Source organism: Pseudomonas sp. BN415 (assembly GCF_029871195.1).
In the GTDB taxonomy this organism is placed as follows: Bacteria; Pseudomonadota; Gammaproteobacteria; order Pseudomonadales; family Pseudomonadaceae; genus Metapseudomonas; species Metapseudomonas resinovorans.
Genome location: NZ_SSOK01000020.1, coordinates 106,500 through 121,253, shown reverse-complemented (window position 1 = coordinate 121,253; position 14,754 = coordinate 106,500). Strand labels below are relative to the sequence as shown.

The window sequence follows — 14,754 nt, the reverse complement described above, 5'->3', positions numbered from 1 at the left end:
CCCAGCGATCTTGGTCGAGCCCCTGCGTTGGGCCTCGCAGAGCTCGGACCAACCTACGGCAGGCCTGCGGGCTGGAGCACTCGTAGGCAGGAGCGAGCGTGCTCGCGAACGGCCTGGGCACGATCCTTCGCGAGCAAGCTCGCTCCTATAGAAAGAGAACGCGCCCTAATTGAAACTCAGCGTGGATACAACGGAGGCAACTGGCTCGGTTCGCCCGTGGCTTGCTGTTCCACCTGGGGGGCGGGGAGGGCGCGGATGGCCTTCCACAGGTCTTCGCCTTGCCAGTGCTGGCCGGCTTCGCTGTAGAGGGCACCATTGAGGCCGTCCATGGCGTCGGACAGCGGCACGAAGCGGGCAGCCATGTCGGCGAGCGTCTCAGGGTGCTGTCGAGCCCAGTTGTCCAAGGCCTGACGGGTAGCGTGGGGGTCGTTGGATTGGCAGGCGCGGCGCAGCTCATCCAGCAGGGTACGTGGACTCGGGCCGGCCTGAACCGTAGGCAGGATCGCAGGTTGGCGACGTGCCCGCCACCACAGGCCAAATCCCAGCAAGGTGGTACAGGCGAGCAGAGCGCACGCCGCTTGCCAGGGCCAGAGACGCGCGCGGTCGATTCGGCTGTCGTTCTGGGCGCCCGCGGTCGGCGCGGGAGCAGGCTCCAGCTCGGGATTGATGGCGACTTCCAGGGTGCGCGCAGCAATCTCGCTGCGCTCCACACGGTTGTCCCGGGTGTTCCACCAGGTCACGACAACCGCTGGCAGCTCAAGGCGACCACTGGCGGTGGGCACCAGGGCCTCGCGCTCCTCGCGGCTGCCGATGAGTCCGCGGTCATCGATCTTGTTGCTTCGCTGCGGCTGGTCCGGGTAGCGGCGCAAGCCTTCGGCCTGGGTCGCCGGGAGCGGCGGGATTTGGGCGCTGGAAAGACCTTCCACGTTCAACAGCAGGCTGCGGGTCAGTGAGTCGCCAGCCTGTACGCCTTTGGGGTCGGGGCTCCAGGATTCGGCCAGGGTCAGGTTGCGCGCCGGCAGCCAAGGGGCATCGGTCGGGTACTCGGAGGGCTTCGGCATTACGGTGAGCGGGATGCGCGGTGAGTTCACCCGGGTCAGCTTGCCGGGCCGCGGGCCAAAGGGCTGGTAGCCGGTCTCGCTGCCCGGGTCGACCAAGGTGGCGCTGAACACCTGCGGGGGAATGTTCAGCACGCCGCTTTTCTGCGGGAACACGGCATAGCGCACCTCGATCACGCCGTGGCGCACACCATTGATCTCTTTCTCGTAGGTGCGCGGGTCACCCAGTTGCTCGACGCGGGCGTCGTCCATCTGTAGCGGGCTGAGGCTGCTGTCGTCGTAGAGGGAAACCGAGTGGTAGATGCGCAGGGTGAGGATGGCCTGGGCCTGCACGTAGACTTCTTCCTGGTCGAGGCTGGCGTCGATGAAGACCGGGGCCAGGTTGCTGCCGGTGGGTTTCTCGCTTTTCTCGGCTTTTTGCACGTGCAGGGTGATGGGGGCGCTATGGACGTCACCGAGCTTCAGTGCCGGGATCGTGACAAAGCCGGTTTGTTTCGGCTGCAGGGTAATGATCCAGCGGGTGGCGTGGTCGTTCTTGCCGTTGAAGGTGCCGAGCTGGTTGATCTGCCGGGTACCGAGCACCTCGAATTCCGCGTTCAGCGGTGCCAGGTCAGGCTTGCCGAACAGGGTCGGATCCGAGGATTCGAGCGTCAGCTCTACGGTCTCGCCCTCACTGAGCCGCGTGCGGTCGACATTGGCGGTGAAGCCGGCGGCCAGTGCGGTCAGGGCCAGCAAACTGAGGAGGAGGGTGCATAGCAGGCGCGTCATCACTGTTCTTCCTGGCGCTGTTGCTGTTCATACCAGAACTTGCGGCGTAGCAGCTCGGCGGGGTCGTCCGGTATCTGTCGCAACCATTGTTCAAGTGCCTGGCGACTCTCGTCGCCCAGCGGTTCTGTGCTGGCCGTCTGGTCCTCTGCGGCCCTCTGGGAGCTGGCCTCTTCGGCCGTGCCTCCGGAGGTCGACCGCGTCTGGTCGCCCGGCTGGGCTTCGCCATTGCCTTGCTGCGCGGTGCGCTCGTCGGCGTTCTGTTCGCTGTTCTGTTGCTGCGTCGTGCGTTGATCGCCGTTCTGCCCGCCCTGCTGCTGTTCGTCGCTTTGCTGGCTCTGTTTGCCGGCGCTAGCCTCTGCTTCGCGTTGGCGCAGCAGTTCTTCGATCCGTGTCTTGTTCTTCAGTGCTGCGGCCAGGTCGGGCTGGCGTTGCAGGGCGGAGTCGTAGGCGTCAATCGCGGCGTCCAGTTCGCCAGCCTGGGCCAGCGCGTTGCCGCGGTTGTAGTGGTCCGTTGCGCTGTCGCCCTGGGCGAAGCGGGCCGCAGCCTCGGTGTAGTCACCGGCCTGGTAGAACGCCATGCCCTGCCAGCGCGGATCGGTGAAACGCTGCGCCGCATCCCTGGGCTGCCCGGCTTGCAATAGGCGTTGGCCTTGTTGGTCCGGGCGCAGCCACAGATCCTCGAACTCCATGGCCAGGCTGGGGCGCGGCAGCACCAGCAATAGCGGCAGGCAGAACAGCCAGCCACGGCGCCCGGCGCAGGCGGTGATCAGCAGCAAAGGCAGCAGCAGCCAGTGACCCTGGTCAGCCCAGGTGGCCAGGCGAGCGATTTCGCCGCTCTCGCGCAGGCTCGATGGACCGTCCAGCAGTCCCAGGCTGCGCAGGTCGCCTACATCCAGCCGGACGCTGGCATAGCGGCCACCCAGACTCGTGGCGAAGCGGCGAAGCTGGGTGCTGTCGAGCTTGGGCAGGAGGATGGCGCCCTGGTCATCCTTGAGGAAGCCGCCTTCCTCTTGGGCAATAGGCGCGCCTGCCGCCGTGCCGATACCGAGGATGGAGAGGCGCTCGGCATGTGAGCCGAGCGTCTTGCGGATGCCTGTCTGCTCCTGGTCGTCAAGGCCGCTGGTGAGCAGCAGCAGGCGCCCCTGGCCCTGGGCTCCCTGTTCCAGGAGCTTCAGGGACTTGGCGACTGCCAGGTCGGCGCGGTGCCCTTGTTGCGGCATGATCGAGGGCTTCAGCGAGTCAATCAGATTGAGGCTGGTCATCAGGTCGTCGGACAGCGGCACCAGGCTGTGGGCGCTGCCGGCGTAGACGACGATTGCCGTTTGCGCATCGCGTCGGGCCTCCAGCAGGTCGCGCAATTTGCGTTTGGCCTGCTCCAGGCGACTCGGAGAGATGTCGGTGGCGAGCATCGACGGCGTCAGTTCCAGCATCACGACCAGTGGGTCGGCGCGCTTCTGCGTGCTCTGTTCCATCTGCTGCCAACTCGGGCCGAGCAGGGCCAGCAGGCAGAGCAGCCAGGCCAGGCCAAGGGCCAGCCACGGTAGCCGGTTGTTGCGCTGGCTGCCGCCGCTGAGCAACCAGGGCTGGAAGGCGCGCGGCAGCAGTTGCTCCCATCGACCGCTGCGGCGCTCGCGGTGCCAGAGCTGCCAGAGCAGCCAGCCCAGCAGGGGAAGCAGCAGCAGCCAGGTGGGTCGCAGCCAGTGGGGCCAGAGCTCGATCATGTGCGCCTCCGCAGCCACTGCGGGCGTTGCTGCAGCGCGCGGGGCCAGAGGACACGACAGACCAGGACGATGCTCAGCAGCAGGGCGACGGCCAGGGGCCAACTGTAGAGGGCATACGCCAGGCGAGTCTGACTGGCGCGCTGGCTCACCGGCTCCAGGCGGTCGAGGTTTTCCTCGATGCCCTCCAGCTCCTTGCTGCTGCGTGCCCTGAAGTACTGGCCGCCGGTCTGCTCGGCGATGGCGGTCAGGGTAGGTTCGTCCAGGTCCATGCTGGGGTTGAGGCCGAGGATGCCAAGCACGTCGCTCTGTTGCGGGTCAGCGCCGATACCGATGGTGTAGATTTTCACCTGTTCCTGGGCGGCGAGGCGAGCAGCGGTCAGGGGGTCGATCTCGCCACCGGTATTCGCGCCATCGGTGATCAGCACCAGCACGCGGCTGTTGGCCGGACGCTGGCGAAGGCGTTTCACCGCCAGGCCGATGGCGTCGCCGATGGCCGTGTTCTTGCCGGCAATGCCGATCAGGGCCTCCTCCAGCCAGGTGCGCACGGTGTTGCGGTCAAAGGTGAGCGGGGCCTGGAGGTAGGCCTGGCTGCCGAACAGGATGAGGCCGATACGGTCGCCGCGGCGGCCGTCGATGAATTCGCCCATCAGATGCTTCACCAGGGTCAGGCGGCTGACGTCTTCCTCTTCCCAGCGCATGTCGGCGTAGTCCATGGAACCGGACACATCCACTGCCAGCAGCAGGTCGCGGCCGCTGGTGGGCATGGGTTGTGGCTCGCCGACCCATTCCGGGCGCGCGGCGGCGCAGAGCAGCAAGAGCCAGAGCAAGGCGAAGGGCGCCTGCTGGCGCCAGGCCGGCAGGTTGGCGCGGGCGCGTCGGCCTGCCAGGCCCTCGAGGTCGGCAAGGAAGCTCACCTTCAGCGCCGCGTCACCGCTGTCGGCGGGTGGCAACAGCAGGCGCAAGACCCAAGGCAGCGGGGCGAGGAGAAAGATCCATGGCCAGGTGAACTCAAACATGCTTGCGGATCCACGTCTCGACAGACTGGTAGAGGCCGGCGATGGCCTTGTCGTCCAGTTTGCACTGCGGACGGTAAGCGCCTTCTACCAGGATCATCCAGCGTGTCAGGCCCGCGGCCGGGCAGCGGTTGTCGAGATAGGCGAGCCAGGCTCGGCCGCTCAGGGTATGACTGTTGTCTCCGGCGTAGTGCATGCGGCATAGACGTTTGAGCAGGCCGTTGAGCTCTTGTAGCCAGGGACCGGCCGGCGCACCGTCGTAGGGCTTGGGCAGGCGCGCCAGCTCTTCCAGGGCGGTCTGGCGCATCGGGTCCAGTGGTTGTTCGCCTTCGACTGCATCCTGCTGCGCACGTCGACGCCACCCGCGCCAAAGCGCCCAGGCCAGCAACCCGAGCAAGGGCGGCAGGCACCACCAGCCAGGCGCGGGCGGCCACCAGGAAATGGCAGCCGGTGCGATCAGGGGCTCCAGCCCCTCCAGCGGAGTCATCGGCCGCCGCCCTTGCGCTGCAGGTGGTCACGCAATTGCTCAATCATGCCTTCCTGGGTCGTCATTGGCAGCAACAGGACGCCGAGTCGCTGGGCCAGGCGTTCCCAACGCGCAACCCGCGCCTCGCCCTGTTCGCGATAGGCCTGGCGCAGGTCGCTGGCGTGGGTATCCAGTTCCAGTTGCGCGCCCTGTTCGGCGAAGCGCAATAAGCCAGCGGCGGGCAGCGCATGGTCCAGGGGGTCGGAAACCGGCATGAGGATCAGGTCGGTGTGACGCGCGAGCAGGGCGATCTGTTGCTCGGCGGTATCGGACAGGGTTCGCTCGTCGCAGAGGATTACCACGAGGCTGCCAGGGCGAAGTACTTCTCGGGCGCGGCGCAGGGCCAGGCTGAAGCCCTCGCGTTGGGCGCTGCCGGGGCTGCCGAGGGCCTGGTTGGCGCGGGCCAGGCGGCTCAGTAGTTGCAGAAGGCTCTGCTTGCTGCGCCGTGGCTTGATTTCGTGATGTTCCTGGTCACTGAACACCAGTCCGCCGACCCTGTCGTTGTGGGCCAGGGCCGCCCAGCCGATGAGGCTCGCGGCTTGTGCGGCAAGCACCGACTTGAACACCTGCCCGGTGCCGAAGAACAGGCGCTGGCTCTGCTCGACCATGATGAACACCGGCCGCTCGCGCTCTTCGTGGAACAGCTTGGTGTGGGGTTCCTGGGTGCGTGCGGTGACGCGCCAGTCGATGGTGCGCACATCGTCGCCCGCCTGGTAGATACGCACCTGATCGAAGTCCACGCCGCGTCCACGCAACTTGGAATGGTGCAGTCCAATCAGCGGGCTGCGCCGGGCGGGGCTGGAGAACAGCTGCACTTCCCGGACCCGGTGGCGCATGTCGATCAGTTCGGCGAGCCCGACATGCACGCCTTCCGCGCTGGCCGCTGGCGGAGCGAAACCAGGCGTCGCCGGTCGGCGTTTCCGGATGCGGAACTTCCAGGCTGCAGCTTTCAGGCGCATCAGGCTACCGCTACCACATCCAGAATGCGCTGGATCACCCGGTCCTGGTCGATGCCGGCGGCTTCCGCCTCGAAGGAAAGGATCAGGCGATGGCGCAGCACATCGAAGAGCACCGCCTGGATATCTTCCGGGCTGACGAAGTCACGGCCGGCCATCCAGGCGTGGGCACGGGCGCAGCGGTCGAGGGCGATGGAACCACGTGGACTGGCGCCCCAGGCGAGCCATTCGGCCATCTCGCTGTCGAACTTGGCCGGGGTGCGGGTGGCCATGACCAGGTGCACCAGATACTCCTCTACCGCGTCGGCCATGTAGAGGCCGAGGATTTCCTTTCGCGCGGCGAAGATCGCCTGCTGGCTGACCTGATGTTCGGCACGGGTTTCGCCGTGCAGGGCCTCGCCACGGGCCTGCTGGAGAATCTTGCGTTCCACCGACGCATCCGGGAAACCGATGCGAACGTGCATCAGGAAACGGTCGAGCTGGGCCTCGGGCAGGGGATAGGTGCCCTCCTGCTCAATGGGGTTCTGGGTTGCCATCACCAGGAACAACGGCGGCAGGGCGTAGGTGGAGCGGCCGATGGATACCTGGCGCTCGGCCATGGCTTCCAGCAGTGCCGATTGCACCTTGGCCGGTGCGCGGTTGATTTCGTCCGCCAGGACGAGGTTGTGGAAGATGGGGCCCTGCTGGAAGACGAAACTGCCGTTCTCCGGGCGGTAGATCTCGGTGCCGGTGATATCTGCTGGCAGCAGGTCGGGAGTGAACTGGATGCGATGGAACTCCGCTTCCACGCCGTCCGCCAGGTCCTTGATGGCCTTGGTCTTGGCCAAGCCGGGCGCGCCTTCGACCAGCAAGTGGCCGTCTGCGAGCAGGGCAATCAACAGGCGGTCGATGAGCTTTTCCTGGCCGAGGATCTGGGTGGAAAGGTAGTTCCGAAGGGCGACTAGCGCATCACGGTGTTCCATTGATGGACTCGTTGAGCTGGAGAGAAGAGAGCTGTAAGCCCTCCGGGGATGATGCATAACTTTAATCCAGACCAGGGGAGACGGCCTAGAAGAGCCTGAACTCGAGCGTTGGTTCCGTGACCGGGGTGGGGTTTACAGGGTCCTTACACAGCGGCGTCGTGCGAGTGCCCGGGAAAGTGCGTTGGGAGACACTGCATGAACGAATATGTCGCAGCGCCGTAAGCGCGTGGCATTGCTCCCTCGTTAAGCTTTCGCGGCAATGGTGACCGCCGGGTCGCAGTTGTCACCCGGCGCTTGCCCGGAGCAGGGCCGCACTGCCCGGATCGACCTGTGGCCCTTCCTCCGCTTATTAAGCGTTCTACGCTTAACCCCAACAAAACGAGCCTAGCGGAGCACAACCATGGCGTTCTTCACGGCGGCCAGCAAAGCCGACTTCCAGCACCAACTGCAAGCGGCCCTGGCGCAGCACGTCAGCGAACAGGCATTGCCACAAGTTTCCCTGTTCGCCGAACAATTCTTCGGCATCATCGCGCTCGAGGAACTGACCCAGCGCCGCCTGTCCGACCTCGTCGGCTGCACCCTGTCGTCGTGGCGCCTGGTTGAGCGCTTCGATCCGGCCAACCCCGAAGTCCGCGTGTTCAACCCCGACTACGAGAAGCACGGCTGGCAGTCGACTCATACCGCCGTCGAAGTGCTGCACCCGGACATTCCCTTCCTGGTGGACTCGGTGCGCATGGAGCTGAACCGTCGCGGCTACAGCATCCATACCCTGCAGAACAACGTGATCAGCGTGCGCCGCAACGCCAAGGGCGAGCTCCTGGAAATCCTGCCCAAGGGCACCCAGGGCAAGGACGTGCACCAGGAATCGCTGATGTTCCTGGAGATCGACCGTTGCGCCAACAACGGCGCCATGAAGACTCTGGAGAAGGCCCTGCTGGAAGTGCTGGGCGAGGTCCGCGTGGCCGTGGCCGACTTCAAGCCGATGAAGGCCAAGGCCCAGGAACTGCTGGCCTGGCTGGACAAGGCCAAGCTCAAGGTGGACGGCGACGAACTCAAGGAAGTGAAGGTCTTCATGGAGTGGCTGCTGGACGACCACTTCACCTTCCTCGGCTATGAGGAATTCACCGTCGCCGACGACAAGAACGGCGGCCACCTGGTGTACGACGAGAAGTCCTTGCTGGGAGTTTCCCGCCTGCGCCGCGCCGGCCTTAAGAAGGACGACCTGCACGTCGAGGCCGAAGTGGTGGCCTACCTGCGCGAGGCCAACCTGCTGTCCTTCGCCAAGGCCGCCGAGCCGAGCCGTGTGCACCGCCCGGCCTACCCGGACTTCGTCTCCATTCGCGAGCTGGACGCCAAGGGCAAGGTGATCCGGGAGTGCCGCTTCATGGGCCTCTACACTTCCTCGGTCTACGCCGAAAGCGTGTGGCAGATCCCCTACATCCGTCGCAAGGTCGCGGAAATCCAGCGCCGTTCCGGCTTCGACGCCAAGGCCCACCTGGGCAAGGAACTGGCCCAGGTGCTGGAAGTGCTGCCGCGCGACGACCTGTTCCAGACCCCGGTGGACGACCTCTTCACGACCGCCATGTCCATCGTGCAAATGCAGGAACGCAACAAGATCCGCCTGTTCCTGCGCCGCGACCCCTACGGCCGCTTCGCCTACGCCCTGGCCTATGTGCCGCGTGACGTCTACTCCACCGAAACCCGCCTGAAGATCCAGCAGATCCTGATGGACCGCCTGCAGGCCAGCGACTGCGAGTTCTGGACCTTCTTCTCCGAGTCGGTGCTGGCGCGCGTGCAGTTCATCCTGCGCCTGGACCCGAAGAACAAGCTCAACGTCGATACCGCGCTGCTGGAGAAGGAAGTCATCCAGGCCTGCCGTTCCTGGAAGGACGACTACGCCAGCCTGATCAACGAAAGTTTCGGCGAAGGGCAGGGCACCCGCGTGCTCTCCGACTTCCCGAAAGGCTTCCCGGCCGGCTACCGCGAGCGCTTCGCCCCGCACTCGGCGGTGGTGGACATGCAGCACCTGTACAGCCTCTCCGACGAGCGCCCGCTGGTGATGAGCTTCTACCAGCCGCTAGCCCAGGGCGAGCAGCAGCTGCATTGCAAGCTGTACCACGCCGATAACCCGCTGGCGCTGTCCGACGTGCTGCCGATACTGGAGAACCTCGGCCTGCGCGTGCTCGGCGAGTTCCCCTACCGCCTGGTGCGTCAGGACGGCCGCCAGTACTGGATCCACGACTTCGCCTTCACCAGCGCCCTGGGCGACGAGGTCGACCTGCAACAGCTCAACGACACCCTGCAGGACGCCTTCGTGCATATCGTCGGCGGACATGCCGAGAACGACGCGTTCAACCGCCTGGTGCTGACCGCCGCGATGCCTTGGCGCGACGTCGCCCTGCTGCGTGCCTATGCCCGTTACCTGAAGCAGATCCGCCTGGGCTTTGACCTCTCGTATATCGCCAGCACCCTGCTGAACCACGTCAACATCGCCAAGGAGCTGGTGCGCCTGTTCAAGACCCGCTTCTATCTGGCGCGCAAGCTGGCAGCCGATGACCTGGAAGACAAACAGCAGAAACTGGAACACGCCATCCTCGGCGAGCTGGACAACGTCGCCGTGCTCAACGAAGACCGCATCCTGCGTCGCTACCTGGACCTGATCAAGGCGACCTTGCGCACCAACTTCTACCAGCCCGATTCGAGCGGCCAGAACAAGTCCTACTTCAGCTTCAAGCTGAGCCCGCGACTGATCCCCGATATCCCGCGCCCGGTGCCCAAGTTCGAAATCTTCGTCTACTGCCCACGCGTCGAGGGCGTGCACCTGCGCTTCGGCGACGTGGCCCGTGGCGGGCTGCGCTGGTCCGACCGCGAGGAAGACTTCCGTACCGAAGTGCTGGGCCTGGTGAAGGCGCAGCAGGTGAAGAACGCGGTGATCGTGCCCATGGGCGCCAAGGGTGGCTTCATCCCCCGTCGCCTGCCCGTGGGCGGCACCCGTGACGACATCCAGGCTGAAGCCATCGCCTGCTACCGCATCTTTATCTCGGGCCTGCTGGACGTCACCGACAACCTCAAGGAAGGCAAGGTGGTGCCGCCGGCCAACGTGGTACGCCACGACGCCGACGATCCCTACCTGGTGGTGGCGGCCGACAAGGGCACCGCAACCTTTTCCGACATTGCCAACGGCATCGCCCAGGACTACGGCTTCTGGCTGGGAGACGCCTTCGCCTCCGGTGGTTCGGCCGGCTACGACCACAAGGGCATGGGCATTACCGCCAAGGGGGGCTGGGTGTCGGTACAGCGTCACTTCCGCGAGCGTGGCATTGATGTGCAGAAGGATCACATCACTGTGATCGGCATCGGCGACATGGCTGGCGACGTGTTCGGTAACGGCATGCTGCTGTCGGATAAGTTGCAAGTGGTGGCCGCCTTCAACCACATGCATATCTTCATCGACCCGAATCCGGATGCGGCGTCCAGCTTCACCGAACGCAAGCGCATGTTCGATCTGCCGCGCTCCTCCTGGGCCGATTACGACACCAAGCTGATCTCCGAAGGCGGCGGCATCTTCCTGCGCGCCGCCAAAAGCATCGCCATCAGCCCGCAGATGCAGCAGCGCTTCGAGATCGAGGCCGACAAGCTGACCCCCACCGAGTTGCTCAATGCCCTGCTGAAAGCGCCGGTGGACCTGCTCTGGAACGGCGGTATCGGTACCTACGTCAAGGCCAGCAGCGAAAGCCACGCCGACGTGGGCGACAAGGCCAACGACGCCCTGCGCGTCGACGGTCGTGAACTGCGGGCCAAGGTAGTGGGCGAGGGTGGCAACCTCGGCATGACCCAACTGGGCCGCGTCGAGTACGGCCTCAACGGCGGCGCCAGCAACACCGACTTCATCGACAACGCCGGCGGCGTGGACTGCTCGGACCACGAGGTCAACATCAAGATCCTGCTCAACGAGATCGTTGCGGCCGGTGACATGACCGGCAAGCAGCGCAACAAGCTGCTGGCCGAGATGACCGACGACGTGGGCAACCTGGTACTGGGCAACAATTACAAGCAGACTCAGGCGCTGTCCCTGGCTCAGCGCCGTGCCCGCGAGAAGATCGGCGAGTACAAGCGCCTCGTCGCCGCCCTGGAAGCGGCCGGCAAGCTGGACCGCGGCCTGGAGTTCCTGCCCTCCGACGAAGAGTTGAACGAACGTATCGCCAATGGCCAGGGCCTGACCCGTCCGGAACTGTCGGTGCTGATCTCTTACAGCAAGATCGACCTCAAGGAGTCCCTGCTCAAATCCCTGGTGCCGGACGATGACTACCTGGCCCAAGAGATGGAGACTGCCTTCCCGGCGCGCCTGGCGGAAACCTTTGGCGAGTCCATGCGTCGCCACCGTCTGAAGCGCGAGATCATCAGCACCCAGATCGCCAACGACCTGGTCAACCACATGGGCATCACCTTCGTGCAGCGCCTGAAGGAGTCCACCGGCATGAGCGCGGCCAACGTGGCTGGCGCCTATGTCGTGGTGCGCGATGTGTTCCGCCTGCCGCACTGGTGGCAGCAGATCGAAGCACTGGACTACAAGGTTCCGGCCGAGCTGCAGCTGACCCTGATGGACGAACTGATGCGCCTGGGTCGCCGTGCCACCCGCTGGTTCCTGCGCAGCCGTCGCGAAGACCAGAATGCCGCGCGCGACGTGAATCACTTCGCTCCGCGCGTGGAGGCCCTGGCCGGTCGTCTGGATGAACTGCTGGAAGGCCCGTCTCGCGAACTTTGGTTGGCGCGCTTCCAGTCCTATGTTCAAGCCGGCGCTCCGGAAGACCTGGCCCGCGTCGTGGCGGGCACCAGCCACCTCTACACCCTGCTGCCGATCATCGAAGCGTCGGACGTTACCGGCAAGGACGCTGCGGAAGTGGCCGCCGCCTATTTCGCCGTGGGGGGCGCGCTGGACCTGTCGTGGTACCTGCAGCAGATCACCAGTCTGCCCGTGGAGAACAACTGGCAAGCGCTGGCGCGGGAAGCGTTCCGCGACGATCTGGACTGGCAGCAGCGGGCGATCACCATCTCGGTGCTGCAGATGAACGATGGTCCGACGGATATCGAAGAGCGCGTGGCGCTGTGGCTGGATCAGCACCGTGCCCTGGTGGAGCGCTGGAAGGTCATGCTGGTCGAACTGCGCGCCGCCACTGCCACCGACTACGCCATGTATGCGGTGGCCAACCGTGAGCTGATGGACCTGGCCCAGAGCGGCCAGCACGGCGTATGCATTCCCTGATGCCCGTGACGCTGTAGGTTTTTAGTGCTCTCAACCCCGCTTCGGCGGGGTTTTTTTTGCGCGATGGTGGGTGTCGCTGAGACGGTGCGACCCCATGCGCCGGAGTGCTTCGCGAAAGGGCAGTTCCACCAGGAATCGAAATCGCCCAAGGCAGCGATCAGCACAGCGCCTGCAGATAGGTCACCACATCTGCTGCGCCGGCCAGGCGCAGGCCTTCGCCCAGGGCCGTGGCCTCGGCGTGCTTCTTTGGCAGCAGAATGAGCTCCGGCGCTCCAGAGTTGCGCAGGAACGTCAGGCGCGAGTAGGGGATGCCACCGTCCAGCAGCAGGCCCATGAAGGCCGGATCGCTCCAGGCCTGCACCGGCATGGCCAGTACGTGATAGCGGTCGTCCAGGAGCTCCAGGCCACCGGGGTCGAGGCGGTAGTCGGTGATTGCGGCGGGGAGGGTGGCTTCTAGCTCACGCAGGCGTGCGTACGCGATGGATGCAGCGAAGGCTTCGGAGTGCTGGTCGCCGCTCCAGAACACGCGATTGCCGTGCCAGTTGGCTCGGAACAGGCTGATGGGTGCGCCGGCTAGAAAGCGTGGCAGCGGCAGGCTGATGGCCTTGATGAAGTCCTTGTAGCTGATGATTCGGACCTTGCGACTGTGCAGGCCAGCCAAGTAGTCCTCGAAGCTCGGGGAGGGCGCCGGTTCGTTGTCGTGGCCGCACAGGCCGTCGACTTGGCGCAGGTCAAAACTGGAGAGGTGCTGTTCACTGCGCTTCACCACACCCACCAGTACGGCGTGGGCTTCGGCCTTGTCGTCCTGAACGGGGCCGGACAGCGCGCCGCGTGGCAGTTCCACCAGCCGCTGCAAGGGCGGGCCAGCTTGCCACCAGATGGATTCCTGGGGCCGGGGCAGTTGCTGGAAGGGCAGTCGCAGCTTGCTGGCGCGTTCGAACACCCGACGCGGTGTCTTGCCAATGCCGAAACGCTGGGCGATTGCAGCCAGGCGGGCGCTCAATGGTGGGGGTGGCTGCATCTGACTCATGGCCTGAATACTCCCGGGTCACGGATGGCAGTGTGGCAGAGGGTTGCCGGCCGTGCGAACCGGGCGTCGGACATTTCCGCTTGGCGGGGAAGGAGAGCGAACGGACGGTGTGGCAGAATCCTGCTCTTCATTGTCGAGGATGCCTCCATGCCCAGCGTGGTGCTGGATATTTCCCTGACTGCGGACGAATTCCTCGCAGTCTATCAAGGACGAGCGAACCGTGTGATGTTGCGCAGTCGCGACGGCCGCAAGGTCAGCCTGCCGGCTCATCATCTACGCCCGCACCTGGGACATTCCGGCGTGCGTGGTACCTTCCAGCTGGATTTCTCCGCCGACGGCAAGCTCCTTAGTCTGCGTCGCCTCGCCTGATTGGGCGCGGCGCGGCTATAATCGCCGCCCCATACCGCCTATCGATGCCCGACCGACCATGTACAAACTGGCCCGCGAGCTGCTTTTCTCCCTGTCCCCGGAAACCTCCCACGAACTGTCCATCGACCTGATCGGCGCCGGTGGCCGTCTCGGCCTCAACCGCCTGCTGACCAAGGCACCGGCAAGCCTGCCGGTAAAGGTGATGGGACTGGAGTTCCCCAACCCGGTGGGCCTGGCAGCTGGCCTGGACAAGAACGGTGACGCCATCGACGGTTTCGCCCAGTTGGGTTTCGGCTTTGTCGAGATCGGTACCGTGACGCCGCGTCCTCAACCGGGCAACCCCAAGCCCCGGCTGTTCCGCTTGCCCCAGGCCGAAGCCATCATCAATCGCATGGGTTTCAATAACCTGGGCGTCGACCATTTGCTGGCGCGAGTGCGTGCTGCCAGGTACGACGGGGTGCTGGGCATCAATATCGGCAAGAACTTCGACACGCCGGTCGAGCGTGCGGTGGATGACTACCTGGCCTGCCTGGATAAGGTCTACGCCCATGCCTGCTACGTGACGGTGAACGTCAGCTCGCCGAATACGCCCGGACTGCGCAGCCTGCAGTTCGGTGATTCGCTCAAGCAACTGCTGGAAGCCCTGCGTAGCCGCCAGGAAAGCCTGGCCGCCCAGCATGGCAAGCATGTACCGCTGGCCATCAAGATCGCGCCGGACATGTCCGACGAAGAAACGGCCATGGTGGCCCAGGCGCTGCTGGAGTCCGGCATGGATGCGGTCATCGCCACCAATACCACCTTGGGCCGAGAGGGCGTTGACGGGCTGCCTCACTGCAATGAGGCGGGTGGGCTCTCCGGCGCTCCGGTGCGCGAAAAGAGCACCCATACGGTGAAGGTGCTGGCGGGTGAACTGGGTGGTCGCCTACCGATCATCGCGGTGGGTGGTATCACCGAAGGCCGTCACGCCGCGGAGAAGATCGCCGCTGGCGCCAGCCTGGTGCAGGTTTACTCGGGCTTCATCTACAAGGGGCCGGCACTGATTCGCGAAGCGGTGGACGCCATCGCGGGGTTGCCGAGGAACTGAGGAG

Annotated in this window: 10 protein-coding genes; 3 read left to right on the top strand and 7 right to left on the bottom strand. The window is 65.2% G+C overall.

Translation table 11 applies throughout. From position 1 onward, the window contains the following. Nucleotides 1-176 precede the first annotated feature (176 nt). The 6 genes from E8F20_RS06220 to E8F20_RS06195 form a co-directional block, all read right to left on the bottom strand. Entirely contained in the window at nt 177-1,826 is a 1,650-nt protein-coding gene (locus tag E8F20_RS06220; protein ID WP_280282951.1) for a BatD family protein, read from the bottom strand. After that, the gene (locus E8F20_RS06215; RefSeq protein ID WP_280282949.1) at nt 1,826-3,547 is read right to left on the bottom strand and encodes a VWA domain-containing protein; all 1,722 of its coding nucleotides are present in this window, start codon (nt 3,545-3,547) and stop codon (nt 1,826-1,828) included. The genes E8F20_RS06220 and E8F20_RS06215 overlap by 1 nt, the downstream gene beginning before the upstream one ends. After that, nucleotides 3,544-4,563 (bottom strand): VWA domain-containing protein, encoded by a 1,020-nt coding sequence (locus E8F20_RS06210; protein ID WP_280282947.1) that lies wholly within the window; start codon nt 4,561-4,563, stop codon nt 3,544-3,546. Before E8F20_RS06210 ends, E8F20_RS06215 begins: the two co-directional genes overlap by 4 nt. Next, nucleotides 4,556-5,047: a DUF4381 domain-containing protein gene (locus E8F20_RS06205; protein WP_028631365.1), complete on the bottom strand. Its 492-nt coding sequence runs from the start codon at nt 5,045-5,047 to the stop codon at nt 4,556-4,558. Before E8F20_RS06205 ends, E8F20_RS06210 begins: the two co-directional genes overlap by 8 nt. Further along, nucleotides 5,044-5,922: a DUF58 domain-containing protein gene (locus tag E8F20_RS06200; RefSeq protein WP_051246950.1), complete on the bottom strand. Its 879-nt coding sequence runs from the start codon at nt 5,920-5,922 to the stop codon at nt 5,044-5,046. The genes E8F20_RS06205 and E8F20_RS06200 overlap by 4 nt, the downstream gene beginning before the upstream one ends. Before the next feature lie 122 nt (nt 5,923-6,044). After that, nucleotides 6,045-7,004: a MoxR family ATPase gene (locus tag E8F20_RS06195; RefSeq protein ID WP_348529610.1), complete on the bottom strand. Its 960-nt coding sequence runs from the start codon at nt 7,002-7,004 to the stop codon at nt 6,045-6,047. 400 nt (nt 7,005-7,404) lie between these two features. Between E8F20_RS06195 and E8F20_RS06190 the strand changes: the two genes are divergently transcribed. Beyond that, nucleotides 7,405-12,267 carry an NAD-glutamate dehydrogenase gene (locus tag E8F20_RS06190; RefSeq protein ID WP_280282945.1) on the top strand — a complete coding sequence of 1,621 codons (4,863 nt, stop codon included), beginning with the start codon at nt 7,405-7,407 and terminating at the stop codon, nt 12,265-12,267. Nucleotides 12,268-12,424: 157 nt separating this feature from the next. On the opposite strand, the gene E8F20_RS06185 is transcribed toward E8F20_RS06190, so the two are convergent. Further along, the gene (locus tag E8F20_RS06185; RefSeq protein ID WP_280282944.1) at nt 12,425-13,297 is read right to left on the bottom strand and encodes a DUF6685 family protein; all 873 of its coding nucleotides are present in this window, start codon (nt 13,295-13,297) and stop codon (nt 12,425-12,427) included. A 147-nt stretch (nt 13,298-13,444) separates the two neighbouring features. Between E8F20_RS06185 and E8F20_RS06180 the strand changes: the two genes are divergently transcribed. Together E8F20_RS06180 and E8F20_RS06175 are read left to right on the top strand one after the other, a co-directional pair. Continuing rightward, the gene (locus E8F20_RS06180; RefSeq protein WP_280282942.1) at nt 13,445-13,666 is read left to right on the top strand and encodes a DUF2835 domain-containing protein; all 222 of its coding nucleotides are present in this window, start codon (nt 13,445-13,447) and stop codon (nt 13,664-13,666) included. 58 nt (nt 13,667-13,724) lie between these two features. Continuing rightward, a complete protein-coding gene (locus tag E8F20_RS06175; RefSeq protein WP_280282941.1) occupies nt 13,725-14,750 on the top strand; it encodes a quinone-dependent dihydroorotate dehydrogenase in 1,026 nt (341 codons plus the stop codon). Nucleotides 14,751-14,754 lie beyond the last annotated feature (4 nt).

Coding starts and splice junctions, on each gene's coding strand:
- E8F20_RS06220 (WP_280282951.1), bottom strand. CDS start 1,826: ATGACGCGCCTGCTATGCACCCTCCTCCTCAGTTTGCTGGCCCTGACC.
- E8F20_RS06215 (WP_280282949.1), bottom strand. CDS start 3,547: ATGATCGAGCTCTGGCCCCACTGGCTGCGACCCACCTGGCTGCTGCTG.
- E8F20_RS06210 (WP_280282947.1), bottom strand. CDS start 4,563: ATGTTTGAGTTCACCTGGCCATGGATCTTTCTCCTCGCCCCGCTGCCT.
- E8F20_RS06205 (WP_028631365.1), bottom strand. CDS start 5,047: ATGACTCCGCTGGAGGGGCTGGAGCCCCTGATCGCACCGGCTGCCATT.
- E8F20_RS06200 (WP_051246950.1), bottom strand. CDS start 5,922: ATGCGCCACCGGGTCCGGGAAGTGCAGCTGTTCTCCAGCCCCGCCCGG.
- E8F20_RS06195 (WP_348529610.1), bottom strand. CDS start 7,004: ATGGAACACCGTGATGCGCTAGTCGCCCTTCGGAACTACCTTTCCACC.
- E8F20_RS06190 (WP_280282945.1), top strand. CDS start 7,405: ATGGCGTTCTTCACGGCGGCCAGCAAAGCCGACTTCCAGCACCAACTG.
- E8F20_RS06185 (WP_280282944.1), bottom strand. CDS start 13,297: ATGAGTCAGATGCAGCCACCCCCACCATTGAGCGCCCGCCTGGCTGCA.
- E8F20_RS06180 (WP_280282942.1), top strand. CDS start 13,445: ATGCCCAGCGTGGTGCTGGATATTTCCCTGACTGCGGACGAATTCCTC.
- E8F20_RS06175 (WP_280282941.1), top strand. CDS start 13,725: ATGTACAAACTGGCCCGCGAGCTGCTTTTCTCCCTGTCCCCGGAAACC.